This is a genomic window from Bradyrhizobium yuanmingense, from assembly GCF_900094575.1.
GTDB lineage: Bacteria > Pseudomonadota > Alphaproteobacteria > Rhizobiales > Xanthobacteraceae > Bradyrhizobium > Bradyrhizobium yuanmingense.
In genome coordinates, this window is the sequence record NZ_FMAE01000009.1 from 252,112 (window position 1) to 276,799 (window position 24,688).

At 67.3% G+C, this 24,688-nt stretch carries 21 protein-coding genes and 2 riboswitches; of the genes, 2 read left to right on the forward strand and 19 right to left on the reverse strand.

Annotation, left to right across the window (positions count from 1 at the left end):
• Positions 1-9: 9 nt before the first annotated feature.
• The 4 genes from GA0061099_RS30330 to GA0061099_RS41455 all read right to left on the reverse strand — a co-directional run bounded on the left by GA0061099_RS30330 (position 10) and on the right by GA0061099_RS41455 (position 7,866).
• Positions 10-1,590, reverse strand: coding sequence for a hydantoinase B/oxoprolinase family protein (locus tag GA0061099_RS30330; protein WP_036023554.1), 1,581 nt, complete (start codon positions 1,588-1,590; stop codon positions 10-12).
• Positions 1,587-3,596 carry a hydantoinase/oxoprolinase family protein gene (locus GA0061099_RS30335; RefSeq protein WP_074448199.1) on the reverse strand — a complete coding sequence of 670 codons (2,010 nt, stop codon included), beginning with the start codon at positions 3,594-3,596 and terminating at the stop codon, positions 1,587-1,589. The genes GA0061099_RS30330 and GA0061099_RS30335 overlap by 4 nt, the downstream gene beginning before the upstream one ends.
• 463 nt (positions 3,597-4,059) lie before the next feature.
• Positions 4,060-5,496, reverse strand: coding sequence for a PepSY domain-containing protein (locus tag GA0061099_RS30340; RefSeq protein WP_036023546.1), 1,437 nt, complete (start codon positions 5,494-5,496; stop codon positions 4,060-4,062).
• Positions 5,497-5,508: 12 nt separating this feature from the next.
• Positions 5,509-7,866: a TonB-dependent receptor gene (locus GA0061099_RS41455; RefSeq protein ID WP_036023545.1), complete on the reverse strand. Its 2,358-nt coding sequence runs from the start codon at positions 7,864-7,866 to the stop codon at positions 5,509-5,511.
• Positions 7,867-7,981: 115 nt separating this feature from the next.
• Positions 7,982-8,184: riboswitch (cobalamin riboswitch) on the reverse strand.
• A gap of 72 nt (positions 8,185-8,256) precedes the next feature.
• Between GA0061099_RS41455 and GA0061099_RS30350 the strand changes: the two genes are divergently transcribed.
• The gene (locus GA0061099_RS30350; protein WP_036023549.1) at positions 8,257-8,829 is read left to right on the forward strand and encodes a histidine phosphatase family protein; all 573 of its coding nucleotides are present in this window, start codon (positions 8,257-8,259) and stop codon (positions 8,827-8,829) included.
• Here the strand turns inward: GA0061099_RS30350 and cobT are convergent.
• From cobT to GA0061099_RS30390, 8 genes are all read right to left on the reverse strand, one after another.
• On the reverse strand, positions 8,822-9,874 hold the full coding sequence (gene cobT / locus GA0061099_RS30355) for a nicotinate-nucleotide--dimethylbenzimidazole phosphoribosyltransferase (protein ID WP_074448200.1): 1,053 nt from the start codon (positions 9,872-9,874) through the stop codon (positions 8,822-8,824). The genes GA0061099_RS30350 and cobT overlap by 8 nt on opposite strands.
• 5 nt (positions 9,875-9,879) lie before the next feature.
• Positions 9,880-10,629: a precorrin-6A synthase (deacetylating) gene (gene cobF, locus GA0061099_RS30360; protein ID WP_036023548.1), complete on the reverse strand. Its 750-nt coding sequence runs from the start codon at positions 10,627-10,629 to the stop codon at positions 9,880-9,882.
• Between the two features lie 45 nt (positions 10,630-10,674).
• A complete protein-coding gene (locus tag GA0061099_RS30365; protein ID WP_036023541.1) occupies positions 10,675-11,352 on the reverse strand; it encodes an energy-coupling factor ABC transporter permease in 678 nt (225 codons plus the stop codon).
• 37 nt (positions 11,353-11,389) lie between these two features.
• Positions 11,390-11,608, reverse strand: a riboswitch (cobalamin riboswitch).
• 45 nt (positions 11,609-11,653) lie between these two features.
• On the reverse strand, positions 11,654-12,385 hold the full coding sequence (gene cobA / locus GA0061099_RS30370) for a uroporphyrinogen-III C-methyltransferase (RefSeq protein WP_036023539.1): 732 nt from the start codon (positions 12,383-12,385) through the stop codon (positions 11,654-11,656).
• Positions 12,382-13,692 carry a cobyrinic acid a,c-diamide synthase CobB gene (locus GA0061099_RS30375; RefSeq protein WP_036023538.1) on the reverse strand — a complete coding sequence of 437 codons (1,311 nt, stop codon included), beginning with the start codon at positions 13,690-13,692 and terminating at the stop codon, positions 12,382-12,384. Before GA0061099_RS30375 ends, cobA begins: the two co-directional genes overlap by 4 nt.
• Complete coding sequence (cobM, locus tag GA0061099_RS30380) at positions 13,692-14,474, reverse strand: precorrin-4 C(11)-methyltransferase (RefSeq protein ID WP_036023536.1); 783 nt, start codon at positions 14,472-14,474, stop codon at positions 13,692-13,694. Before cobM ends, GA0061099_RS30375 begins: the two co-directional genes overlap by 1 nt.
• Positions 14,471-14,839: a cobalamin biosynthesis protein gene (locus GA0061099_RS30385; RefSeq protein ID WP_036023534.1), complete on the reverse strand. Its 369-nt coding sequence runs from the start codon at positions 14,837-14,839 to the stop codon at positions 14,471-14,473. The genes cobM and GA0061099_RS30385 overlap by 4 nt, the downstream gene beginning before the upstream one ends.
• Positions 14,836-16,017 carry a bifunctional cobalt-precorrin-7 (C(5))-methyltransferase/cobalt-precorrin-6B (C(15))-methyltransferase gene (locus tag GA0061099_RS30390; protein ID WP_036023532.1) on the reverse strand — a complete coding sequence of 394 codons (1,182 nt, stop codon included), beginning with the start codon at positions 16,015-16,017 and terminating at the stop codon, positions 14,836-14,838. The genes GA0061099_RS30385 and GA0061099_RS30390 overlap by 4 nt, the downstream gene beginning before the upstream one ends.
• On the opposite strand from GA0061099_RS30390, the gene GA0061099_RS30395 reads away from it, so the two are divergent.
• Complete coding sequence (locus GA0061099_RS30395) at positions 16,016-16,762, forward strand: cobalt-precorrin-6A reductase (protein WP_074448201.1); 747 nt, start codon at positions 16,016-16,018, stop codon at positions 16,760-16,762. The genes GA0061099_RS30390 and GA0061099_RS30395 overlap by 2 nt on opposite strands.
• On the opposite strand, the gene cobJ is transcribed toward GA0061099_RS30395, so the two are convergent.
• Genes cobJ through GA0061099_RS30430 form a run of 7 tightly spaced genes read right to left on the reverse strand, consistent with a single transcriptional unit; the run spans position 16,738 to position 24,657 of the window.
• On the reverse strand, positions 16,738-17,472 hold the full coding sequence (cobJ, locus tag GA0061099_RS30400) for a precorrin-3B C(17)-methyltransferase (RefSeq protein WP_036023527.1): 735 nt from the start codon (positions 17,470-17,472) through the stop codon (positions 16,738-16,740). The two genes, GA0061099_RS30395 and cobJ, sit on opposite strands and share 25 nt — an antisense overlap.
• A complete protein-coding gene (locus GA0061099_RS30405) occupies positions 17,469-18,200 on the reverse strand; it encodes a precorrin-2 C(20)-methyltransferase (RefSeq protein WP_036023524.1) in 732 nt (243 codons plus the stop codon). Before GA0061099_RS30405 ends, cobJ begins: the two co-directional genes overlap by 4 nt.
• 2 nt (positions 18,201-18,202) lie before the next feature.
• Entirely contained in the window at positions 18,203-18,832 is a 630-nt protein-coding gene (locus GA0061099_RS30410; protein ID WP_036005374.1) for a precorrin-8X methylmutase, read from the reverse strand.
• On the reverse strand, positions 18,832-19,995 hold the full coding sequence (gene cobG, locus GA0061099_RS30415) for a precorrin-3B synthase (RefSeq protein ID WP_036023522.1): 1,164 nt from the start codon (positions 19,993-19,995) through the stop codon (positions 18,832-18,834). Before cobG ends, GA0061099_RS30410 begins: the two co-directional genes overlap by 1 nt.
• A complete protein-coding gene (cobN, locus tag GA0061099_RS30420) occupies positions 19,992-23,237 on the reverse strand; it encodes a cobaltochelatase subunit CobN (RefSeq protein WP_036023518.1) in 3,246 nt (1,081 codons plus the stop codon). Before cobN ends, cobG begins: the two co-directional genes overlap by 4 nt.
• On the reverse strand, positions 23,237-24,286 hold the full coding sequence (gene cobW, locus GA0061099_RS30425) for a cobalamin biosynthesis protein CobW (protein ID WP_036023505.1): 1,050 nt from the start codon (positions 24,284-24,286) through the stop codon (positions 23,237-23,239). Before cobW ends, cobN begins: the two co-directional genes overlap by 1 nt.
• Entirely contained in the window at positions 24,283-24,657 is a 375-nt protein-coding gene (locus GA0061099_RS30430; RefSeq protein ID WP_036005458.1) for a DUF1636 family protein, read from the reverse strand. Before GA0061099_RS30430 ends, cobW begins: the two co-directional genes overlap by 4 nt.
• Positions 24,658-24,688 lie beyond the last annotated feature (31 nt).

The window sequence follows — 24,688 nt, forward strand, 5'->3', positions numbered from 1 at the left end:
GCCACTGCCTCACTCCGCCGGAACGGCGCCGTAGCCACCGCCACCGCACATCTCGATCGTGACGAGATCACCTTGCTGCAACACCAGGTTCGACTTGCCGTCGATGGCGACGTTGGCGCCCTGCCGGACCAGCGAGATGCGGCAGGCCTTGCCGGGAGAGCCGCCCTGCATGCCCCAAGGCGCCATCACCATGCGTTCGACGCAGGTGGTCAGGTGCATCGAGGGCGCCAGGATGCGGTAGGTGCGGACCGAGCCGTCACCGCCGCGATGCGCGCCCGCGCCGCCGGAATTCCGGCGGATGGCCTGCTGCTCGAGCCGGATCGCGTAGTTCGCCTCGATCACCTCGACCGGCGTATTCGAGGTGTTGGACAGATGCACGCGGGTCGCGGACGTGCCGGCCCGATCGTGCCGCGCGCCTTCGCCACCGCCATGGACTTCATAGAGCATCTTCCACGACCCGTTCGGCCGCGGCTCGGCGAAGAACAGCACACCCGCGGTGGTTGCCCCGCCCGCGGACAGGCGCTCGGGAATGGTGTCCTGCATGGCACGGAAAATCGCATCGACGATGCGCATGGAGGTCTCGTGATTGCCGGCGGCAACGGAGGCGGTCCAGCCGGGCTCGAGGATCGAGCCCGGGCGCGTGATGATGGTCAGCGGCCGCAGCGCGCCGGCATTCTGCTGCATGTCGCGTCCGCTCATGATGCGCGCGGCATAGGCGACAGCCGAGCGCGCCATGAACGGCGTCGTGTTGCAGAAATTGGAGACGCGGTCGCAACTTCCGGAAAGGTCGAAGGTCGCTTCGTCGCCGCGGATGGTGATCTTGACATGGATGCGCGCCGGCGCGTTGTTCGCGCTGCCGTCGTCGAGATAATCCTCGCCCTCATAGATGCCATCCGGCAGATCGCGCAGCGCTTCCCGCACCTCGATTTCGGAGAGGTCGTGCAGGCGCGACTGCGCCGCCATGAAGACCGCCTTGCCATGCTCGCGGCAGAGCTCGACGATGCGCTTCTCGCCGGCCTTGGTCGCCGCGATCTGGGCAAGAAGGTCGCCCTCGCAGGATTCGGCATCGCGGACATTGGCCTTGAGCAGCTGCACGATCGGCGTATTGAGGCCGGCTGCCGTTGCGATAAGCACCGGCGGAATCCGCATCGCCTCCTGAAAGGTGTCGACGGCCTTGGCAAAATAGCTGCCGGGCCAGGTGCCGCCGATGTCGGGCCAATGCGCAAGGCTGACCGCGAAGGCGATGATCTCGCCGTCGAAGAAGACGGGCCGCACGACCTTGACGTCGTTGAGATGATTGCCGCCGAGTGCGCCGACATTGTAGATGACGACGTCGCCGTCGTTCAGGCCATCGCGCGGCATCACCTTCAAGAGTTCGGGGATGGTGTAGGCCATCGCGCCGAGATGAATCGGAATGTCGCGGCCCTGCCCGACCAGGCCGCCGTGGCCGTCGGTGATCGCGGAGGAGAGGTCGCCGGCCTCGCGCAAGAGCGGCGAGCGCGCCGAGCGCGTCATGACGAGGCTCATCTCCTCGGCCGCGGCGGAGAGCCCGTGCCTGATGACCTCGACGACGAACGGATCGAGCTTCATGCCGCCCTCCGCGTCAGGAACAGATTGCCTGATGTATCGGGCCTCGCCTGCCAGCCCGGCGGCACCACCACGGTCGACCAGGCGTCTTCGATGATGGCGGGACCAATGATGGTCTCCGTGAGCGAGGCGCGGTCGACGATCGCGGTTGCGATGTCGTGGAAGCCGTCGAACGAGCAGGTGCGCGTGGTCATAGACACTGCCCTCGCCACGGTCGCCGGCCGGCTGACAATTGTCGTTGACGGGCGACGCGCCTGCACCCGCACCGATTCGATGACGCAGGGCTCGCCGGTCGCATAGCCGAACAGCTCATGATGCCGCGTCAGGAAGTCCTGCTTCAGCCTGGCAACGTCGAGCGGCAGCGTGAAGGATACCGGAATGGCGTCATTCTGCGCCGCGTAGCGCATCAAGGCCACCAGCTCGACCTGGATCTCGGCCTTCGCAACATTGTTGGCGAGAAGCGGAGCCGAGGCATCGGCAATCAGGGCCTCGATCCGTCCCGAGACGCGGGCGAGATCGATGCCGTCAAGCGCAGCGCGAAGGGTCTGTTGCTGCAGGAAGCTGAAATCGGCGGTGAGACAGCCCAGCGCCGAGAATGCGCTCGACGCACTGGGCACGACCACCTCCGCAATGCCGTAGAGATCGGCAAGGCCTGCGGCATGCATCGGGCCGCCGCCGCCGAAGACCAGCAGCGTGCAATCGCGCCCGTCGATGCCGCGCTCGACCGTGACGCGGCGGAGCGCGCGGGCCATGGTCGCGTTCGCGACCTTGATGATGCCGAGCGCCGTCTCCGTCAGGCTCAGCCCGAGCGCGCGGGCAATCGGCGCGATGACGCGCTTTGCGGCCGCGATGTCGATGCCGATGCGGTCGCCAAGCTTGGTCTCAGGATTGAGATAGCCGAGCACCGCATTGGCATCGGTGATGGTCGGCTCCGTGCCGCCACGGCCATAGCAGGCCGGGCCCGGCTCGGAGCCGGCGCTCTCCGGCCCGACCGTCAGCCCGCCGGGACCGTTGCGCACGATCGATCCACCGCCGGCACCGATCGAGTGCACCGCGAGCATCGGCTGGCGCAGCGGCTTGTCGCCGAGCATGCGGCCGTCGGTCATCTCGGCCTGGCCGTCGACGATCAGGCACACATCCGTCGTGGTGCCGCCCATGTCGAAGGTCAGCATCCGCGCGCAGCCGAGCTGGCGCGCAATGCTGACCGACGCCGAGACGCCGGCCGCCGGGCCCGACATCGCCATCACCAGCGGACGCTGCTTCACCGCCGAAATCGGCACCATGGCGCCGGCGGAGTGAAACACCTGCAGGCCGGGCCCGATCGGCAGCCGCTGCTCCAGCTCGCTGAGATATTCCACCGCGATCGGCATCGCGGCCGCGTTGAACACGGTTGCCGAGGTTCGCTCATATTCGCGCGCCTCGGGATTCACCTCGTGCGAGAGCGAGACGTGGGCGACGACGCCCCTGAGCCGCTCGCCCAGCATCTTTTCATGCACCGGATTGGCATAGGCGTGAAGCAGGGCAACCGCGACGCTCTGCACGCCGGTCCCCTTCAGCCACGCCACCAGGCGTTCGACCTCCGCTTCCTCGAGCGCCTTCAGCACCCGCCCCTCATGATCGAGGCGCTCGGCGAGCCCAAAGCAGCGTTCAGGCGGCACCAGAGGCGGCGATTTCGGCGGAATGTCGAGCCGGTAGAGGTCTCGGCGGCGATAGCGCGCGATCTCGAGCACGTCGGCAAAGCCTTCGGTCGCGACCAGCGCCACCTTCGGCAGCCGGTTCTCGACGATCGCGTTGGTCACGCGCGTGGTGCCGTGGACGAAGCGCTTCACCTCGCTCTTGCGCAGGCCGACCGCCTCGATCGCCTCCAGCATCGCTTGCACCGGTGCGTCGGGGCGCGACGGCACCTTCGCAATCCGCGCTTCCGCGGAATCGCGCCGGATCGCGATGATGTCGGTGAAGGTGCCACCGATATCGGTGCCGACCTCCCAATGATTGCCGGGATCGCTCATCTGCACAATCAGCTACGCGTGACGTTCATCATCATTCCCTGTCATGCCATCACGTGCGAGCGTGCGACAGAGCGATGGCCGCGGGATAGGGTCAGAGTTGTCGCAAACCAAAGCGCTAGCAAGCCACCGGCCTTGCGCGGCGCAGCATCGGCTGCACGTTTCCGTGCAGCGCTGCTCGCGCAGAGAGCAGAAGGCCGCGAAGTCAAAATGTGCAGCGCACCCTTGGATTCTTCGAGGCAAATAGAAGCGCCCGTTGCACTGCAATCGGATCGCACAAGGCCGTTTGTCTAATTTGCAGGCGATCGGTCGGCGGTGCGGGAGACAGCACTGACCAAGAGCTATGCACGCAGGTCGGCTCAGCCTCTCTTTATTGTACGGTCGGTAAGCGAGGACATCACCGGCCGCTGGTGGATAACCCGGCGCGCCGAACGGGTCGCGCCGGGTACGGAGATTTCGCGACTGGCTATGCGCTCGCCAGCCATGCCCGCAAGCGCCGCCAACCGATGACGATGCCGGTGATGGAGAACATCAGCCCGAGCGTACAGAGCCCGACAATGAGAGCGTCACGCAGCCGCGCATGAGCCAGCAGAATCGGGAAATCAAGCGTGTGCAGCGCACTGTAAAGCCAGCGATAGGCGCGGCTCGACGGGTCCAGTCTTTGCAGCAGCTTGCCATCGGCAGCATCGACATCGAACCAGCGATCGCCGCAGGTCGTCCGGTAGACGGGGGCCCCCGGAAGTGCGGATTGCGCCGGATAGTCGTCGTTGCCGGCGAGCAGGAACGGTGCGGCACAGCCGGTGCCAAGGCGCGCCGTCAGGTCGCCGATCTCCTGCCTATCCAGGTATGGCGCCGGTCCATCGCGCGGCGCGTCCCCTGCCCTGATCAACGCCTGACGGCCGAGACCAACCCGGTCGCGCCGATAGACATGGCCGTTGAAGGCGAACCATTCGACCTCGCGGGCCAACGGCGATATTGGCTGCGGATCGAGCGACGACGCGTCTCGCCAATCCGGGGCGGCATCGACCACGCCGGCCTCTGTCGGAGTCAGTTGCCCGCGCGAGAACAGGCGGCCGTGATCCATCGACAGCCAGCCGCTGAAGATCCAGGTCAGCACAAACACGGTCGCGACGAGACCGATGATGTGATGCAGGGCGTGCCAGCCACGATAGGGCGACGAGAGCTGGCGTCCCCGTATCTTCACACGCACGATTCCGAGCACCGCACCAAGCAATGCCGCGATTAGGGCCAGCAGCGACAGCGTCCAGACCACGCCATCCCACAGCGCCCAGCTGCTGCGCAGAATTGTCGGATAGATCCAGTGCAGCACGCTGCCGGCCCAGTTCCACGCGCGCTCGCTGCGCGTCGTATCCAGGACGACTTCGCCGGTCAGCGACGAAACGTAGACCTCCGTTCCAGGGGCATCGCCGAGAGCGGCGCGAGACAAGGGGCGATGCCGATCAAAACCGTTCGGCACGCTCCACTGATCGTAGTCCGACTGCGCGACGATCGCGGCGCGCGGCGCGTCGAGCTCGCGCTGACGTGAATAAGCTTGCACGATGGTGAGCGCGACATCGGCTGATGTCACCGACGCGTCTCCTCCATCGGAGGCGCGAACCGCTCGCGAACCTGTGGAGCCCGAGACGACGTAGACCGGTCCATCGCTCCGCTGGATCAGCCGAACACGCGTGGCATCGGCAATCCCGCTCGCCGCAACGGCGTCCGCGACCGAGATCTTCGTCCCGTCGCGATCGACCGGCACAAGTCCGGCAAATCGCTCCGCTTCCGTCAGCGACGGAAACGGGACGAAGTGCATCACGATTCCCGTCGCGAACCACATCGCGAACAGCAGGCAGAACGCGATGCCGAGCCAGCGATGCGTGAGGACGATCGCGCCCATCATGCGCTCAGGGCCTCACCATTTGAACGCGGCCGAGATCTCGTAGGTGCGCGGCGCGCCCAGGAGGATCTGGTCCGGATAGAACGGATCGCCCCAGATCGCATAGCGCTTATCAGTGATGTTGCGGACACGGAAGGTCAGGCGGGCCTGGTCGACCGCATTGAACGCCGTCTTGGGGATGTCGACGAAGGCGTAGACGTCGGCCACGGTGTAAGCCTTCATCGTCACGACGTTGGCGTCGGTGTTGTAGCGGTCGCCGACATGACGGCCGGTGATGCCAAGCTCCACCGGCCATGGTGTGAAGAAGCGATACGACGCGCCGGCATTGGCGACGATACGCGGCACGTTTGGCGGCGTGTTGCCGGAGAACGAGCCGCCGGCAAAATTGTAGTCGGCATAGCGCGCATCGACATAGGCGATGTTGCCCCACAGCCGCAGCGGCTCGATCGGGCGTATCGAGGCGGCAAGCTCGACGCCTTTCGACTCCTGTCGTCCGGCGATGTTGAGTTGCATGCCGCCGGCGGCCGCATAGACGTTCTTGCGCAGGATGTCATAGGCCGAGAACGACCACTCCGCCCGATTGTCCCAGAACAGGTGCTTGACACCGGTCTCATAGGTGCGCGCGGTGGTCAGATCGAGCGGCTGGGTGGGCGAGAGCAGGAAGATGTTGTTGGCTGCGACGTCGGCGCCGGTGGCGTATTGGCTGAAGAAGGTCAGGCCGGGAACGGCCTCCCAGGTGTAGCCGATGCGGCCCGTCACCGGCGCCCAGTCTTTCCTGAATGGGAAGCCCACCTTCTCCACACCGTTCTTGTCGGTCGAGTTGCGGTCGAGCCCGATGTGCTCGACACGAAGGCCGCCGATCAGCGCGAAGCTGCGCGTCAGCTTGAGCCGGTCCTCGAATGACAGCGCCTCGTTGTCGATGCGCGCGGTCTGCTGCTGTGTCGTGAGCAAGCCGTAGAAACCGCGGTTGGGGTCGACCAGCGAAACGGAATCGCCGGGAAAGTTTGCCGCACCGGGCCTGACGAAATCGAGATAGCTCGACGACAGCGTCGTCACGAGCCGATTGTCGAAGCCCGCAATATTTGTATCCCAGATCAGGTCGGTGATGTTGCCGACCAGTCGCTGACTGTGGGCGACATAGAAACGCTCGCGATCGACCAGGTTCGTGGTGGAATTGAACGCCTCGATCTCGTTATTGAACCAGGTCCGTTCCGCGCCATAGCCATAGGCCTGACTTTTCAGCGTGAGGTCAGGCGCGAGCTTCAGCTCGAAGCCGCCACGCAGCCACACTTCCTGCGCCACGTTGCGGTTATCGAGAACGTTGTAATTGGTGTTGAAGGTGCGGTCGTCGATGGTGACGGCACCGAGATTGGTTCCGTTGTAATTCGAGACGTAATTGCCGGAGACGATCCCCGTCGTCGCATGCGAACCGCTGAAGGCCACCGGCACCAGCGGCGCGCCCCAATAGGCCTTCGAGCGGTCTTCGCGATATTCGACCGCACCCCAGATCCTGAGGCTGTCGGAAACACGGTAGTTGAGCTGGCCGGACGTGCCGAACGTCTTGACATTGGTGTCATCGGCAAAGCCGTTGAGGGCGGAACGGCTGATGTCGAAGCGATAGTCCAGGCCTTGCACATTGGTGCTGCCGCCGGAGCCGTAATGGGCACGGAACGAGTTCAGCGAGTCCCAGGAGAAATCGGCCTCGTTGCTGACAGCTCCGGTGTGCGGCTGCTTAGTGACGAAGTTGATCGCGCCGCCCGCGGCGCCCTCGCCCGAAATCAGCGAAGCCGGGCCCTTGAGGAATTCCACCGCTTCCAGATTGGCGGTATCCACGATCCGCGAGGTCATGTTCTGCGGACCGATCTTGATGCCGTTGTAGAGCGTGTTGATCTGGCTGTTGGTGAAGCCGCGCATCGAGAAGGCCGAAGGTTCGGCCGGGTTGTCGCCCGAGGTGACGCCGGCGGCGCCCTGCGCCACCTCGGACACGGTGCGATGGCCCTGCTCGCGCATGGTTTCGGCCGAGATCACCTCGACCGTCGCGGGCGTCTGCCGCACCGTCAGGCCGAGCCGCGAGGCGCTTTCGGCAACGGCATTGGTGTTGAGCGGCGTTTGCGGCGTCGAATCCGGCGTGACGGGTCTTGGCGCTGCGGATACAGCCGCCGGCCTGCGCGCTGCCGCGCGGCGCGCGCTCTGCGCCGTTCCTGCTGCCGGTTTGGCCGGCTTGCGGGCCTGGGCAGGCGACACCTCGACGGGTGGCAGCGACTCTCGGGCCTGCTGCGCCAGAGCGGCAGGCAGACCGAGAACGGCAAAGGACGTGAACGCGGCGGAAACCAGCAGGACGCGGCGCGGTCGTGCGATACGGATGGAAGACACAGGTCTAAACCTCGGTATGACGTCAGTGGCACGTCACAGCGAACGAGGTCTCACCCTTGGCCTTGCAGCCGTCCGATGAAGCCGAATGTCTGTACTCCCCGACCGACATCTTCGCGTGTGACCACGGCTGACGGCAGGTCTCCTGGCTCGCGGGTCGTGACCGCTTCGTCGCCTTCCCGGGACCGAGGACCCAGTGGCTCGTGACGAAGGATTCACCGCTTACAGTTGCGGGGGCAGCCGCGGCATTAGGGACAATTTTCCCCGCACCGCATTCCCTTTTCATTCCCTCTCGGGAAAACCGTCGCAAGCATCTAGGATTACCATCAAGACAGAGTCAATGTGCCAGTTGCGGCGTTGTGGCCACATTCGCCAACTTCCCTGGAGATGAGCATGGAAGGCGAGACCTTCCTTTGGTTGATCAGGCATGCGGCCGTCGCGGGCGTGGCCGGGACGATCCATGCAGTCGATGCGCAGGCCGACCTCGGCGATCACGCCGCATTGACGGCCCTGAGGCGGCGCTTGCCCGCGGATGTCGCCGGCTATGCCAGCCCGTCGCGGCGCACGGTTGAGACGGCACGCGCGTTGGGACTCGAACCGGAGTTGGTCAGCGAATTCGGCGAGCAGGATTTCGGCGGTTGGACCGGCCATCGGCATGACGAGCTCGCCGCGACCGGCGGCGAGGCCTACGCGCAGGTCTGGCGCGATCCCGCGCACGGACGGCCGCCGAATGGCGAAAGCTTTGCGGATCAGGTCGCGCGCGTTCGCCTCGGCCTGTCGCAGATTGGCGGAGGCTCCGCGGCACTGGTCGTCCATTCCGGCACCATCCGCGCTGCGCTCTGCATCGCGCTCGATCTCACACCGGAAGCCGCACTGCGCTTCGTGATCGATCCGCTGTCGCTGACCCGGATCGACCGGCTCGCAGGCGGCTGGCGCGTCGTCTACGTCAATCAGCGGGTCAGCTAGGCCGATCCGGTACGTTGGCCTGCGCGAACGTCGCCATGCCGTTATGAAGTGCGCAGGCCGAGCGGACCAGCGGCAGCGCGATCGCGGCACCCGATCCCTCGCCGAGCCTGAGATCGAGGCTGATCAGCGGCTGCACGTTCAGCGCGCGCAACACCAGCCGATGTCCCTGCTCCGCCGATTGGTGCGAGGGCAACAGGATCGGCTGGCACGACGGGTTGAGGCGCGCCGCCGCCAGCGCCGCCACCGAGACGATGAAGCCGTCGATCAACACGGGAATGCGGGCTTGCGCGGCCGCGATGATCGCGCCCGAGATCGCCGCGATTTCGAGGCCACCGACCGCGCACAGGATCTTCTCGACCGAGGCTCCGGCAACGCCGTGGCGCGCGATGGCCGCATCGATCACCCGCGCCTTGTGCGCGCGGCCGGCCACATCGACGCCGGTGCCGCTGCCCGCGATCTCCTCGGCGCTCACAGCAAGCAGGCCCGCAGCAATCGCCGCCGACGTCGTGGTATTGCCGATCCCCATCTCACCGAAGATCAACAGATCAGGCCGGCCAGCCTCGGCGCGCGCCACCGCGCGCTGGCCGGCCTCGAAGGCGAAAGCCAATTCCGCCGGCGTGAGCGCGGCCTCGACACTGAAGTCGCGCGTGCCGCTGCGCGGCTTGTCGGTGACGATTCCCGCCATCTGCGCCTCGGCCAGCGTGCCGGCGTCGACCACCTCGAGGCTCGAACCCAGCTCGCGCGCCAGCACCGAGATCGCCGCGCCTCCCGAGGCAAAATTCGCCATCATCGCGATGGTGACGGCTTGCGGATAGGCCGACACGCCCTGCGCGACGATGCCGTGGTCGCCGGCGAAGATGATGATCGGCACCCGCGCGGCGCGCGGTTGCTCGGTGGCCTGCAGGCCCGCAAGCTCGATTGCGAGCTGCTCGAGCCGGCCGAGCGCGCCGGTCGGCTTAGTCAGTTGCGCCTGCCGCGCAATGGCCGCCTCGCGATGAACAGCGGAGACCTCGGGGCAGTTCTGATAAACCCATTCGGGAAGCATGCTGCTCAACGCCTGCGTTTGATGATGTAGCTGTCCATGATCCAGCCGTGCCGCTCGCGCGCCTCTTGCCGCAACGCGACGATGCGCGGGCCGACCTCGGCCAGCGCGCCGGACATGATGATCTGATCGGGCATGCCGAGATAGGCCCCCCACCAGATGTGAAGCCCGGCCGGATCCAGCGACTGGAACGCCGTGCCGCCATCGAGCATCACGACGACGGTATCGACGCCCTGCGGCCAGCCGCCTTCGCGCAAGCGCCGCCCCGTCGTGACCAGGAACGGCTCGCCGATGTCGTTGAGCGGCAGCGCATGCGCCGCGCACAGCGCCTGGATCGAAGTGATCCCAGGCACGACTTCGATTGTCGGCAATGGGTCGAGCCGCCGCGCAATGCGCAGCGAAGAATCATAGAGCGAAGGATCGCCCCAGATCAGCAGCGCGACCTTGCCCTCATCTTCGAGATGCCCAGCGATCGTCTGCGACCAAATCGCGGCCACCGCATCGTGCCAATCGTCGACGCCCTTGCGGTAGTCCGCCTCGGTCGCATCGCGCACGGGAAGATCGAATTCGGCGATGCGCGTCGTTTTGTTGGTGAGCACACCGGCGCAGATCGTTCGCCTGAGATCGGCGAGATCGGATTTCGCAGTCCCCTTGCGCGGGATCAGGATGAGATCGGCGGCGTTGATGGCGTCAACGGCGGCGCGCGTGAGCTGCGCGGGATCGCCGCAACCGATGCCGATCAGGGAGAGCGTTAGCATCGCGAGCGCGATGGGCGGCCACACCGGTCGCCCATCGCTGATCTCTTACGCCGCGTTGTGCAGGCGCGGGGTGACGAGGCCGGGCGCGGTGACGCCGCGCAGCGACTTCGCCAGCGCCAGCACCGCGAGATCGGCGAGCGGTTCGATCACGATCACCAGCGCATAAGCGGCAGCGAACGTCCCGACGCTGGCGAGGTTGCTCATCGCGAAGCCGGAGCCATAGAGCGCCCAGAACGCCACCCAGGCGATCACGCCGGCCTGATAAGTCGTCGACAGCGCCAGCGCCTGACCGTACTTCAAATCGACATAGGCGGTGTTGCGGGCAATGATCCGCTTGGCGATCGCCTGGATCGCGAACAGCGGCACCAGAAGCGTGGTGACGTTCATGCCGTATTGCGGCAGATCGACTGGCTCCAGCAGCATGCCCTGAAGCAGCAGGCCAAATGCAAGGCCGAAGGCGGCGGGCGCAGCACCAAAGAGCAGGAACAAGGTCGAGCCGAGGATGAAGTGCACCTCTGATACCCCAACCGGGAAGTGCGGCAGGATCTCGAAGAAGACGAAGACGAGAGCGGTGGTGGCCAGTGTCCGCGCCGCGAACGAGCCGGCGCCCTGCTCGCGCACGGTCTCGACCGCGAGCTTCAAGGCAACGCCGCCTGCGGCGATGCCGGTTGCGTAACTCAACACGAGCTTGGCGCCCGTCACGATCCCGGGTTCGATATGCATGGCTCAATTCCTTTCCGCCGTCACACCCGACGGCCTTGGCCTCAAAACGTGCACGGCCGGTCTCCTGGCTCGCGGTTCACTGGGTTCTCCGGCCTTCCCGGACCTTGCGGTCCAGTGGCGGTTCGGAGCCCCTCACCGCTTACAGTCGCGGGGGCGGCTGGGGTTTAGGGCGCCGCAACTGGGTCCGCCCATCCCCATTCCCGATTATGCTCCGGCGCTTTGCGCCGCGTCGAGCACCATGCCGCTCTTGTGTGCCCCTTTCGCATCGCGGGCGTCAAGGGGCGAACCGCTGCCGGAGCCGTCATGCCGGATATTCTCCCGCCAGCGCGCCGAACAGGATGACGGCCGCAGTGGAAGCGGCGCCGCCGCGCCCAAGCTGCTCGGCGAGCTCGGCAATCGTGGTGCGGACCAGCCGCTCGTCAGGTCGCCCGAGAGATTCGGCGAACAGCGCCGGGGTGCTGGGCGCAAGGCCGTGCGCGATCAATTTTGCGGCAAGCGCCGGAAAGGTGCGCCGGCCCATATAGACCACGGTCGTGGCCTCGGGGTCGGCCAGTGCCGCCCAATTCAGATTGGGCGGCAGCTCGCCGGTGACGTCAGCGCCGGTGATGAACTGCACCCGGCGGGAGGTATGCCGGCGGGTCAGGGGAATGCCGGCCTGGGCGGCGGCGACACAGGCGGAGGTGACGCCGGGAACGATCTCGTAGCCGATGCCGGCTTCGCGCAGCGTCTCGATCTCCTCCTCGAGCCGGCCGAAAATGCCGGCATCGCCGGACTTGAGCCGCACCACGCGCGCACCGGTTGCGGCATAGTCGACCAGGAGACGGTTGACGTGGTGCTGCTTGGTCGAAGGACGCCCGGCCCGCTTTCCCACCGCGACGAGATTGGCGCCGGGCCGGGCGAGATCGAGGATCGCGCCGGAGGCAAGATCGTCATAAAGCACGACGTCGGCCTCGCGCAGCCGCGTGGCGCCCTTCACCGTGAGGAGCTCGGGATCGCCCGGACCGGCGGAAACGAAAGAGACAAAACCGCTCACCGGTCCTCCGCGATCAGATGGAAGAACGTGCCGGTGGCATGGCCACGGCGCGAGCCGGTTTCGGCAATGACCGCGCCGGTGGCATCGTGCACGACCGCGAGCGGCGTATCAGGCTGGGCGAGGATGGTCGAATAGTGGAACTCGTGGCCGCGCAGGCGCGCGCCAGGCTGATGCCCCGGCATCGGCGCAGCCAGTTCAGCAAGACGATAGCCGAGATGCATGCGGCGCTTGGCAAAGCTGGTCTCGAGGCCAAGCAGCCCCGCCATCTCATGGCTGATACCGTCGGCGTCGGTCAGGCCTGCGCCCAGCACCATATAGCCTCCGCATTCGCCATGCACCGGCCGCGTCTCGGCGAAAGCGCGCAGGCCGCTGCGAAAGCGCGCATTGGCCGCGATCTTTCCTGCATGAAGCTCGGGATAGCCGCCGGGCAGCCAACACACGTTGGCGCTCGCATCGGGCGCTTCATCGGCCAGCGGCGAGAACGGCACGATCTCGGCGCCCGCCGCGCGCCAGGCTTCCAGCATATGCGGATAGACGAACGAGAACGCCGCATCGCGCGCCAGCGCGATGCGCTGGCCGGGCGGCCTCACGTTCAAGCCGTTCGCCACAGTTTGCGGCGACCATTGGCCTGCCGAGTGGAGCACCGCATCGAGATCGACGTGCTCGGCGACAAAGCGCGCGGCCTCGTCGATCAGCTTGCCGATCTCGGCCTGCTCCTCGGCCTGCACGAGACCGAGATGCCGCTTCGGCAGGCTGATCTCGGCATGGCGCGGCAGCGCGCCGAACACTTTGATACCGGCCTCGTTCAGCGCGCGCCGCACCAGATCCTCATGGCGCGGGCTGGCGACGCGATTGAGCACGACGCCCGCAAGGCGCACGCCGGCGCGGTAATCGCGAAGGCCGCCGGCGATCGCTGCCGCAGTCTGCGCCTGGCCGGAGGGATCGATCACCAGAACCACCGGCCAACCCAGCATCTCCGCGATATCAGCGGTCGCTCCCGTGCCGGAGACACCGCGCGCAGCGACACCGTCGAACAGGCCCATCGATCCCTCGGCGAGCACGACATCTGCATCGCCGCCACGGCTGACGAGATGCGCGATGGTGCTGCGATCCATCGCCCAGCTGTCGACGTTGACCGAGGCGCGTTCCGTGGCCGCGGCGTGGAAGGCGGGATCGATATAGTCGGGGCCGCTCTTGAAGCACTGCACGTTCAAGCCGCGCTTGCGCCAGGCGCGGGCGAGCGCCAGCGTCAGCGTCGTCTTGCCGACGCCGGAGGCCGGCGCGGAGATGACAAGGCTCGCCGGCATCACGACGCCTCCGGAAAGCGCGGCTCGGCACCGACCGGCCGGTAGCGGCGGTCGTAGTCGGCGGCATAGAGGCGGCTCTCGTCAAAATCGGCAGCGCCAAGCGTCTTGCCGACCAGGATCAGCGCCGTGCGCTCCATCTCGCCACCCACGAACGCACCGAGCGTTGCAAGCGTCGCGCGCACGATGCGCTGCTCCGGCCAGCTCGCGCGCCAGACGATCGCGACCGGGCAATCCGCGCCGTAATGCGGCGTCAGCTCGGCGACGACCTGGTCGAGCAGATGGATCGACAGGTGGATCGCGAGCACCGCGCCGGTCGCAGCGAACGCGGCGAGCTTCTCGCCCTCGGGCATCGCGCTGGCACGGCCCGGCGTGCGCGTCAGCACGACCGTCTGAGCAAGACCGGGCAGCGTCAGCTCAGCCTCCAGCGCGGCCGCGGCAGCCGAGAACGAGGGAACGCCGGGCGTCACCGAGTAGGGAATCCCGAGCGCACGCAAACGGCGGAGCTGCTCGCCCATCGCCGACCAGATTGAGAGATCACCGGAATGCAGCCGCGCGACATCCAGGCCTGCCGCATGCGCGCCTGCGATCTCGGCGATGATCTCGTCGAGCGACATTGGCGCGGTGTTGACGATACGTGCGCCGGGCGGGCAATGCGCCAGCACGCCCTCCGGCACCAGCGAGCCGGCATAGAGACAAACCGGACTGGCCGCGATCAGATCGCGGCCGCGCAACGTCAGCAGATCGGGTGCGCCCGGCCCGGCACCGATGAAATGCACCGTCATGGGCCGTCTCCTTCGGCAATCGCGGCGGTCGCGGTGCGATCCTGCGAGACAACCCGTGCTGCAATCAACCGCGCGCGCGGACCGGCGACCGCGAGCGCAGCAGCCTCGGCTACAGATCCGGTGCCGAATTTCTCCGCGACGAGCTTCGATTGCGTGGGCGTGTCGATGCCGGCCAGTGTCGCGGCCGGAACGGCCCTGATCGGCACGCCGCATTCACGTGCGAGTTGCTTCAGCGCCTCGATGTCGGCCTTATCGCTGACGGTTGCCATCGCCGCAAGCCCTTCCGCACCGCCCGCAGCGAGCAGCGCTTCACGCAGCGAAGCCAGCGTCACATCGCGCTTGAAGCCGAGTCCGGCGACCTTCATCGCACCACACTCCACTGCACCACGGGGCGTGCTGCCTCCCACGACCGATAGCGGCCGAGCGGGGCGGCATGAGAAATTTCGGCCCGCATCAGTTCGCCGCCGTGACGCCGATGCAGCTCGCCGAGCAGAGCTTCCGTCTCCAGCGTCACAGCATGCGCCACGAGCCGCGCACCCGGCGAGAACCGCGGCCAGATCGCATCAAATAACACTTCGTCGAGACCACCGCCAATGAAGACGGCATCCGGCGCTTCCAACCCGGCAAGAGCTTCCGGTGCCCTGCCCGTGAGGATTGTGATCCGATGTGCCAGACCGAAGGCGGCCGCATTCTTGCGAATGTTCGCGGCGCGATCCTCGCGCGCCTCGACCGCAATCGCCGTCCCACCATCCAGCGCCCACTCCACGGAGATCGAGCCTGAACCAGCGCCGATGTCCCACAGCCGCTCGCCGGCCCGCGGCGCCAGCGCCGAGAGCGCAAGCGCGCGCACCGGCCGCTTGGTGATCTGGCCGTCATGGACGAAGAGGTCGTCCGATAATCCCGAACTGCGGGGCATCCCCTGTCCGCCCTTCGCCTCGACGGCGACGGTGACCAGGTTTCCGGCGAGATCACCGGCAAGACTATCGGCGCGATATTCTGTGATGCTTTCGCGCGGGCCACCGAGGGCGGCGAGCATCCAGAAGGCTGAGGCGCCCCACCCGCGCTCGCTCAACCACCTAGCCAGATCGCCAGCCGCTTTCCCATCGCGCACGAGACAGATGATGCGCGCCCCTCGCGCCAGATGCGGGCCGAGACGCTCGAACGGTGCGGCGTGAAGCCCGAGGCAGACGGTGGATTCGAGTCGCCACCCCAGCTGCGCGGCCGCAAGCGAGAAGGTCGAAGGTGCGGGATGCGCGATCCATTCGCCGCTATCGAGCTTCTCGGCGAGGCTTGCGCCAGCGCCATGCCAGAACGGATCGCCGGAGGCGAGCACCACCGTCGGCCTGCCGCGACAGCTCAGCACGACATCCGCATCGAACGGCACCGGCCATGGACGACCGCGGCTGCCAATTTCGGCAAGCGCAAGATGGCGCTCGCCGCCGAACACGGTTTCGGCCTTGGCAAGCGCCTTTCGGCTTGCCTCCGACAGCCCGGCAAGGCCATCTTCGCCGATACCGATGATGGTCAGCCAGGGATCAGACATGATTCGCGCCCTCATTCTGGGCGGAACGGCCGATGCGAGCCTGCTCGCCGCGGAGATCGCGCGCGCCGGCATCGATGCCGTCTATTCCTATGGCGGCCGCACCCGCGCGCCCGCCGATCAGCCGCTGCCGACGCGCATCGGCGGGTTTGGCGGCGTGAGCGGGCTGGCCGACTACATCCGCCGCGAAGGCATCACGCATGTCATCGACGCGACGCATCCGTTCGCTGCCGAAATGAGCCGTCATGCGGTCGAGGCCTGCGCGGACACCAATGCGCCGCTGATCGCGCTGGAGCGCGCGCCCTGGACCAGGGTGTCCGGCGACAACTGGATCGAGGTCGCCGACGTCAACGCCGCCGTTGCGGCCCTGCCCGAGGTGCCGACAAACGTGTTCCTCGCCATCGGCCGTCAGCACATCGCGCCGTTCGCGGCCAAGCCGCAACATGCCTACACGCTGCGTTTCGTCGATCCGCCCGAAGCGTCGCTGCCCTTCGCGGCCGATGTGATCGTATCGCGTGGCCCCTTCACCCTCGACGGCGAGTTGGAGATGCTGCACACGCGCGGCATCGCCTGGATCGTCGCCCGCAATTCCGGCGGCGACGGCGCGCGCGCCAAGATCGACGCGGCGCGCATGCTCGGCCTTCCCGTAATCATGATCTCGCGACCAGAGCTGCCCGAGCGCCAAAGGGTCGAGAGTGTCACTGACGTGATGCAATGGCTCGGTCATTCTGCGCGCCTCGGCGCATAGACCCAGCGGCCGATGCGGCGCGTCTGCGAATTGCCGACGATGACAAGCGTGCGCATGTCGGCCATCTCGGGCGTCGCCTGGTTCAGCGTCACGATCTCGATCTTTTCATCGGCCGCGCTGATCGCGCGCGCGAAGATCATGAGACGCTCGCCGCAGCCGGCCTCGCGAAGCAGCGCCAGCGCACGGCCGAATCCTTCCGGGCGGCTGGCCGAGCGCGGGTTGTACATCGCGATGGCAAAATCGCCTTCCGCCGCGAGGCGCAGGCGCTTCTCGATCACCGCCCACGGCTTGAGATTGTCGGAGAGGTTGATCGCACAGAAATCATGGCCGAGCGGCGCGCCGGCACGCGCGGCGGCCGCCAGCATCGCGGTGACGCCGGGCAGCACACGGATCGAAAGTTCACGAAATTCCGGCGCCTGCTCGAGCGCCTCGAACACGGCGGATGCCATCGCGAACACGCCGGGATCGCCAGAAGAGACGACGACGACCTGACCGCCTTCGGCGGCAAGCCGCAGGGCTTCGCTCGCGCGTTGCAGCTCTTCGCGATTGTCGGATGGATGCAGAGTGAGCCCAGGCCGCGGCGGCACGCGCGCGACATAGGGCGCATAGCCCAGAATGTCGGTCGCCGTCGCAAGCGCGGCGGAAACTTCCGGCGTCACCAGCGCGTCGCTGCCCGGCCCGAGGCCCGCGATGATCAGTGTGCCTGTCATTCGGCGGCATCCAGATGCCGGCCCTTGCCGTGCACGAGCACGATCGCGAAATAGGGACAGTCGGCCGCATCGATCTCGGCGAGCCGCACCACGCGCTCGCCTGGCATGGTGCCACGCTCAACCAGCCAGGCATCGGCGAGCCGCCCGGCGGAGCTGAGCGCGCGGCGCACTTTTGCGAGATTGCGGCCGGTCTTCATGACGACCAGTGCATCGGAATCGCGCATGCGGCGTTCGAGCTCGGCCTCGGGCAGCGTGCCCATCAGCACCGTCGTCACGTCGTCGCCGAGCGCGATCGGCCGGCCGACGCCGTTCCAGCAACCGACCATGCCGGGGATGCCGGCGATCACCTCGATCTCGACGCGGCCCTGCAGGCGCGTGTGCAGATGCATGAACGATCCGTAAAAGTAGGGATCGCCCTCGCAGAGCACGACGACGTCGACGGCGCGCGAAAGCCGCGCCAGGCGCTCGGCCCATTCGTCGTAGAAGCCGGCGAGCAGCTGGACATATTCGGGGCTGTCGAAAGCGATCTCCGTCGTAACAGGATATTCCATGGGATATTCGGTAACGCCCGCAGCCAGCATGCCATCGACGATGCGGCGCGCCTGACCGGGCCTGCCCTTCTTGCGAAAATAGGCGACGTGGCTGGCGCCCCGCACCGTACGATCGGCACGCACGCTCATCAGATCAGGATCGCCGGGGCCGAGACCGCAGCAGATGATGCGTCCCATGGCTATTCGCTCCGGCTTGCCAGCGCGTTCACGGCAGCAACCGTGATGGCGGAGCCGCCGAGGCGGCCTTCGACGGTGAGCGCCGGTGCCGGCGGATCGGCCATCAGCGCGGCCTTGGATTCGGCCGCGCCGACGAAGCCGACCGGACAGCCGATGATCGCAGCCGGCCGCGGGCAGTCGCGATCCTCCAGCATGTTGAGCAGATGAAACAGCGCGGTCGGTGCATTGCCGATCGCGATGATCGCGCCATCAAGATGCGGCCGCCACAGCTCCAGAGCCGCGGCCGAGCGCGTGTTGCGCATGGACTGCGCCAGCGCGGGCACGGCGGGATCGCCGAGCGTGCAGATCACGGCATTGGCCGCGGGCAGTCTTGCCCGCGTAATGCCTTCGGACACCATGCGCGCGTCGCACAGGATCGGCGCCCCCTTCTGCAAGGCCGCGCGCGCGGCAATCGCCATATCAGGGGTGAAGCGGATATGCGCCTCGAGGCCAACCATCCCGGCGGCATGGATCATCCGCACCACCACCTGCTCCTCGTCCGACGTGAAGCGCGCGAGATCGGCCTCGGCCCGGATGGTGGCAAAGGATTGCCGGTAGATCACAGCGCCGTCGGTCTCGTAGGTGTGCGGCATCAGTTCCCTCCGACCAGGATGGAGGGATCGCTGACGATGTCGGCGCCGTTCAGCCCGCGCAGGACCGGCGCGTCGCGGGTCGAGCCGTCGCGGACGAGATCGAACCCGGCGCGCGTCGCAATCAGGGTAACCGCAGCCGCGCCGGAATGGGCGCAGCCCTTGCCGCAGCCGGAGACATGGAGCCGCGCGTCGGCGGGGATGCGCGGCGCCAGCGCCGCGGCCAGCGCGCGCGTATCGGCATGGGCTTCGCGGCAACGCGGCGCGCCGCTGCAGGCGATGACGCGCAGCGCCGGATCGAACGGCTCGGTGATGAGCCCCGCCGCGCTCGGCATCTCGCGCTTGCCCTCGCTCAGCACCATCCGCCAGGGGGTCATGCGCAGCGCATGGCCGCAAGCAGAGAATTGATGCAGCGTCGCGTGCAGCATCTGCCCGAACGCCACCCCGACCATTGCGCCTTGCGGATAGTGCCCGGGACGCACCGCGGCCATCACCGGCGCAGGCTCGGTCTCGCCGCGCAAGGATTGAGGCAACTCGGCGCCGGATGCGATGTGGGCTGCCATGCGCCCTCGCCCGCCGTTTGCACCGCCGGAGATGACGAACCAGCTTGCGAGCGCCAGCGCCGCGCTCACGGCCTGTCCGCGTTCAACGGAACGACCGAGCTTGGCGCCATCGGCCCGCACCAGGAGACCGCCCGAGCGGTCGCGCTCGATGCGGATGTCGGCGGAATCGCCAGCGAGAACACGCGACCGCCCGTCATCGATGGCGAAGCCGAACTTGGTGGGAAGCGCCAGGCCAGAATCGGCAAGCGCCTCCTCGAGCTCCGCGGCGAGCGACTGCGTTTCGTCGCCGTTGCTCCAGAATGGCGTCACCAGGATGTTGCGCCTGGCTTCGATGTCGGCGTCGGGATCGAGCAGTGCCAATCGCGCAAGACCATCGAGCAACGGCCGATGGCCGTCCTCATTCACGCCCCTGATCTGCAGATTGGCCCGGCTCGTGACGTCGATCAGACCATTGCCGAAGCGCTCGGCGAGTTCCGCAAGCCCGGAGATTTGCGGCGCTTCAAGGCGCCCACCGAACGGGCGCACGCGCACCACGAGCCCGTCGCCCGATTGCATCGGGCGCAGCGCGCCCGGACACCAACCCTTGACCGTGGCCGTGCTCATGACGCCTCCCGCAGCGCCGCCGCAATCGAATTGCGGCGCGTTCGCCAGAGCGAGGCTTCGTGCAGGCGCGTGAAGCAGGTTTCCATTGCGGCGAGTGCGGACGGATTTTCGCGCGCCATGAAGGCGCGGACGTCGTCGTTGCCGAGTGTCGCGTCGTAATAGAGGTCGAACAGATGCGGCGGCACGGCGCCGGCGAGATGCGCGAAGGCAGCCATGTGCTCCAGCGTCGCGGTGATCTCGGCGGCGCCGCGGAAACCGTGGCGCATCATGCCGGCGATCCAGTCCGGATTGGCCGCGCGCGCCCGAACGACGCGCGAGATCTCTTCCGTCAGCGTGCGCGCATGCGGCTCGCCGGGCCGCGTCGCATCGAGGTGATAGAGCGACGGCACGCCTGCGCCGAGGTTCGCGGCTGCCGCGGCGATGCCTGCCTCATGCGCGGCATAATCGGCGGCCAGCAGCAGATCGGTTTCGGGCAAGTCCTGGACGTGGACAAAAGCGTCGGCGGACGCGAGACGCTGTTCGATACCTGCGCGATCCGGCTGCATCGCGCCATCGGCAGAGAACGCCCAGGACGATGCCGACAGCCACGCTTCGCCTGCGGCCTCGCGCGTCTCCGGCGTGAAGGCATCCGGGATCGCCGAGAGCCCGACGCCGTATTGTCCAGGCCGCGGCGCGAACACGCGGGACGCACGCTGGCGATAGGGATTCTCATCGCCCTCGTCCTCGCGCGCGGCGAGCGCCTCGGCGGCGGCTTCGAACAATTGCGCGAGCCCTGCGAAGACATCGCGGAACAGGCCGGATACGCGCAGCGTGACATCGATGCGCGGGCGGCCGAGCTCGGCCGGCGCGATGATGTCATAACCGGTGACACGGCCGGAAGCGTGATCCCAGCGCGGCGCAAGGCCGGCCAGATGCAACGCCATCGCGAACTCTTCGCCTGCGGTGCGCATCGTCGCCGAGCCCCAGAGATCCACCACGAGGCCCTTCGGCCAGTCGCCGTGATTCTGCAGATGACGGCGCAACAGCTCTTCGGCGAGTTTTATCCCCTGCGCATGCGCCGACGGCGTCGGCACCGCACGCGGGTCGACGGCGAAGAGGTTGCGCCCTGTCGGCAGCACATCCTGACGCCCGCGATACGGGGAGCCCGACGGCCCGGGGGCAACGCGTTTTCCGGCGAGCACGGAACGCAATGCATCGCGCTCCGCTTCGCCGCAGGCACCGCGGCCGAACACGTGCAGGCCGTCGCCGAACTGGCTCTCCTTGAGATCGCAGACGAAGCGGTCGATTCGCGGGATGGCTTCGGCTGGTGCTGCCGAGGCATCGAGGCCGAGATCGTCTTCGAGGCCCGCCGCCCGCGCCTCGTCACGGATCGCCGCGATCAGCCGCTGGCGGCGCGCGGGATCGAGACCGTCAGCGGTCGAATATTCGTCGAGCAGGCGTTCGAGCCGGCGCAGGCCCTCCGGCACCGCGGATGTCTCAAGCGGCGGCGGCAGATGGCCGATCGTGACCGCGCCGATGCGCCGCTTGGCCTGCGCGGCCTCGCCGGGATCGTTGACGATGAAGGGATAGATGACGGGGAGATCGCCGATCAGCGCTTCCGGCCAGCACGCTTGCGACAGCGCCACGGATTTTCCGGGCAGCCATTCCAGCGTGCCGTGCGCGCCCATATGCACGACGGCATCGCAGCCTTGCTGCCGGAGCCAGAGATAGAACGCGACATAGGCGTGGCGCGGCGTGCGGGCGAGATCGTGATAATCGGCATCGCGCGAGGCCGCATCGCCGCGCTCGGGCTGGACTGCGATGATCGACCGGCCGCATTGGATCGCAGCGAAGTAGAACGCGCCGTCGCGGCAGCTCGGATCGTTCTCCGGTGCGCCCCAGGCCTGCACGAGATCGTCCTGCAAGGATTGCGGCAGGCGCGCCAGCCCCGTGCGATATTCGGCGACGCTCCAGGTCAAGCTCTGCTTCAATAGTTTTGCGCCGAGCGCATCAACCGGCGCAACGTCGAAGCCGACCTCAGCGACATCGGAGATCAAAGCCTCGACCGACGCCAACGCATCAAGACCAACGGCGTGCGCGATCTGATGCGGACGGCCCGGATAATTCGAGAGCACGATTGCCAACCGCTTCTCGCCGGCGGGCTTCTCCGCGAGGCGACGCCAAGCCGCGACGCGCATGGCAACGGCGTTGACGCGCTCTTCGTCGGGCCTGTGCGCTAGATGCGCGAATTGCAGATCGGGATCGCGCTGACCGGCCGATTTGAAACTCACCACGCCTGCGAACAGGCGGCCGTCGACCTCCGGCAGCACGACATGCATCGCGAGATCGCCGGGCGACAGGCCACGCAGTGATTCCGCCCAATCTTCGCGCCGCGCCGTCGAGAGCGCGACCTGGAACACCGGACAGAATGCGGCATCGAACGGCGTCGTGCCGTCATCGCCAAGGGCCGAGAACGCCGTCGCATTGACGATCGCCGCCGCAGGATGTTGCGCCAGATGCGCGCGCAGCCAGTCGGCAACGCCCGGCGCCTTCAGCGATGTGACGAACACACCGTAGGCGTCAAATCCCTTCTCGCGCAGCGCGGCAATCAAGGCGTCGACCGGTCCAGTATCGGCGGCCGTGAGATAGGAGCGATAGAACGTCACAAGCGCGCGCGGCTTCCCCTCGCCAACTGGCGCGGCAATGACACCGCGCGCGGGATCATAGAATCCCATCTCGGGCACGGTCATCTCGCCGATGACCGGGCCGGCATAAAGGCCCGAGGCCAGCGCGAGCTGCGCGATCGCGGCTTGCGCGGCTACCGGGCCGCCGGTGTCGCATAGCACCTTGAGCCGCCGCAGCGTCGAGACCGGCAGGGTCGAGTACGCATCCAGCCGCGTGTCGTCGCGGCCGTCGGCCGGCAGCACGGCGAGCACGATGTTGCGCCCTTGCGCGAGTTGCTGGAGCGCCGCGAGCCCGTATGCCCAATAGGACTCCCCGCCGATCAGGCGCACCAATATGCCCCGCGCCTGCGACAGCGTCCGTTCGATATAGGTGTCGACCGACAGCGGATGACGCAGCTCCGCGAGATTGGCCAGCCGCAGCGACGGCAGGCTGCCCCGACCGCGGCGCCAGCCGGCCGCAAACGCGGCCAAATCGGAATCCGAATACGAGAGCACCACGAGATCGGCCGGGTCCTGGCCGATGTCTCTTGGCGTCGCGGTCTCCTCGAGACCGCGGCTCTCGCGGAAGACGACGTGCATCAGATGCCAGATCCTGAAAGACCAAGTCCTGCCTTGATGGCGGCCTCGTCGATATCGCCATGCTCGCCGATCACGACGAGCTTCGACTGCCTGTGACCCGCGCCCCATGGCTTGTCGAACTGATGGCGCACGCGCTCGCCGACCGCCTGCAACAACAGGCGCATCGGCTTGCCCGCGACCGCGATGTAGCCCTTGGCCCGCAGCACGTTCTGCTCGCGCGCCAGTTTCTGGACCGATGTGACCAGCGCATCGATGTCGGCGACCTCCGGAAGGTCGATCACGACGGAGGCGAAATCATCGTGCTCGTGCTCCTCCTCGCCGTCGTGATGGGAGGGCCGCGCGGCGAGATCATTCTCGGCCGCAGCGCCGAGGCCGAGGATGACGCGCGCGTCGATCGCGCCGTCGGTAACGGGCAGCATCGGCACACGGCGCGGCATCTCGGCGGTGATCGCCGCCTTTGCGGCTTCGATTCCGGCAGCGCCCGCAAGATCGGCCTTGGTCAGCAGCACGATATCGGCACAGGCGATCTGGTCCTCGAACACTTCCGACAGCGGCGTCTCGTGATCGAGATTGTCGTCCGCAGCGCGCTGCGCTTCCACCGCAGCCGGATCCGGCGCGAAGCGGCCGGCGGCGACAGCCTCGGCATCGGCCAGCGCGATCACGCCGTCGACCGTGATGCGCGAGCGGATCTCCGGCCAGTCGAACGCCTTCAGCAGCGGCTTCGGCAGCGCCAGGCCCGAGGTCTCGATCAGGATGTGATCGGGCCGCACCGGCCGCGCCAGCAACTGCTCCATGGTCGGAATGAAATCGTCGGCGACGGTGCAGCAGATGCAGCCATTGGCGAGCTCGACGATGTTCTCCTCCGGGCAGTTCGCATCGGCGCAGGACTTCAGGATCTCGCCGTCGACGCCCTCGCTGCCGAATTCGTTGACGAGCACCGCGAGCTTCTTGCCGCCGGCGTTGCTGAGCAGATGCTGGATCAGCGTCGTCTTGCCGGAGCCCAGGAAACCCGTGACGACCGTAACCGGGACTTTTGCGAGCGAGTTCATTCAGCGGCCTCCGGCACGACGGTAACAGGGGGAATACGGGCAAGCGACTGCTTGCGGAAGATTTCGGGACGGCTGCGCCATGGCACGATGCCGTCGGGCGCCGCCGCGTAGGCCGCAGCACCTGCGACCACGTCCTGCGCATTCGCATCGGACAGGCGGCCATAGACATAGGACCAGCGGCCGGGCGCGCTGAGCGCGACCGAGCAGCCCTGGCTGCACGCCGACAGGCATTCGACGGGAACCACGCTGACGCCCTCGGGCACGCCGGCCTCGAGAATCGCGCCATGCAGGCGCTTGCCGGGCGTCGTCTCGCCCTCGCCAAGCGTCTGGCCGGCGCGGCAAGTGATACAGACATGAAGTGTGACGGTCATCGCCTCTTCCAGATAACAGCGGGAGGCGATG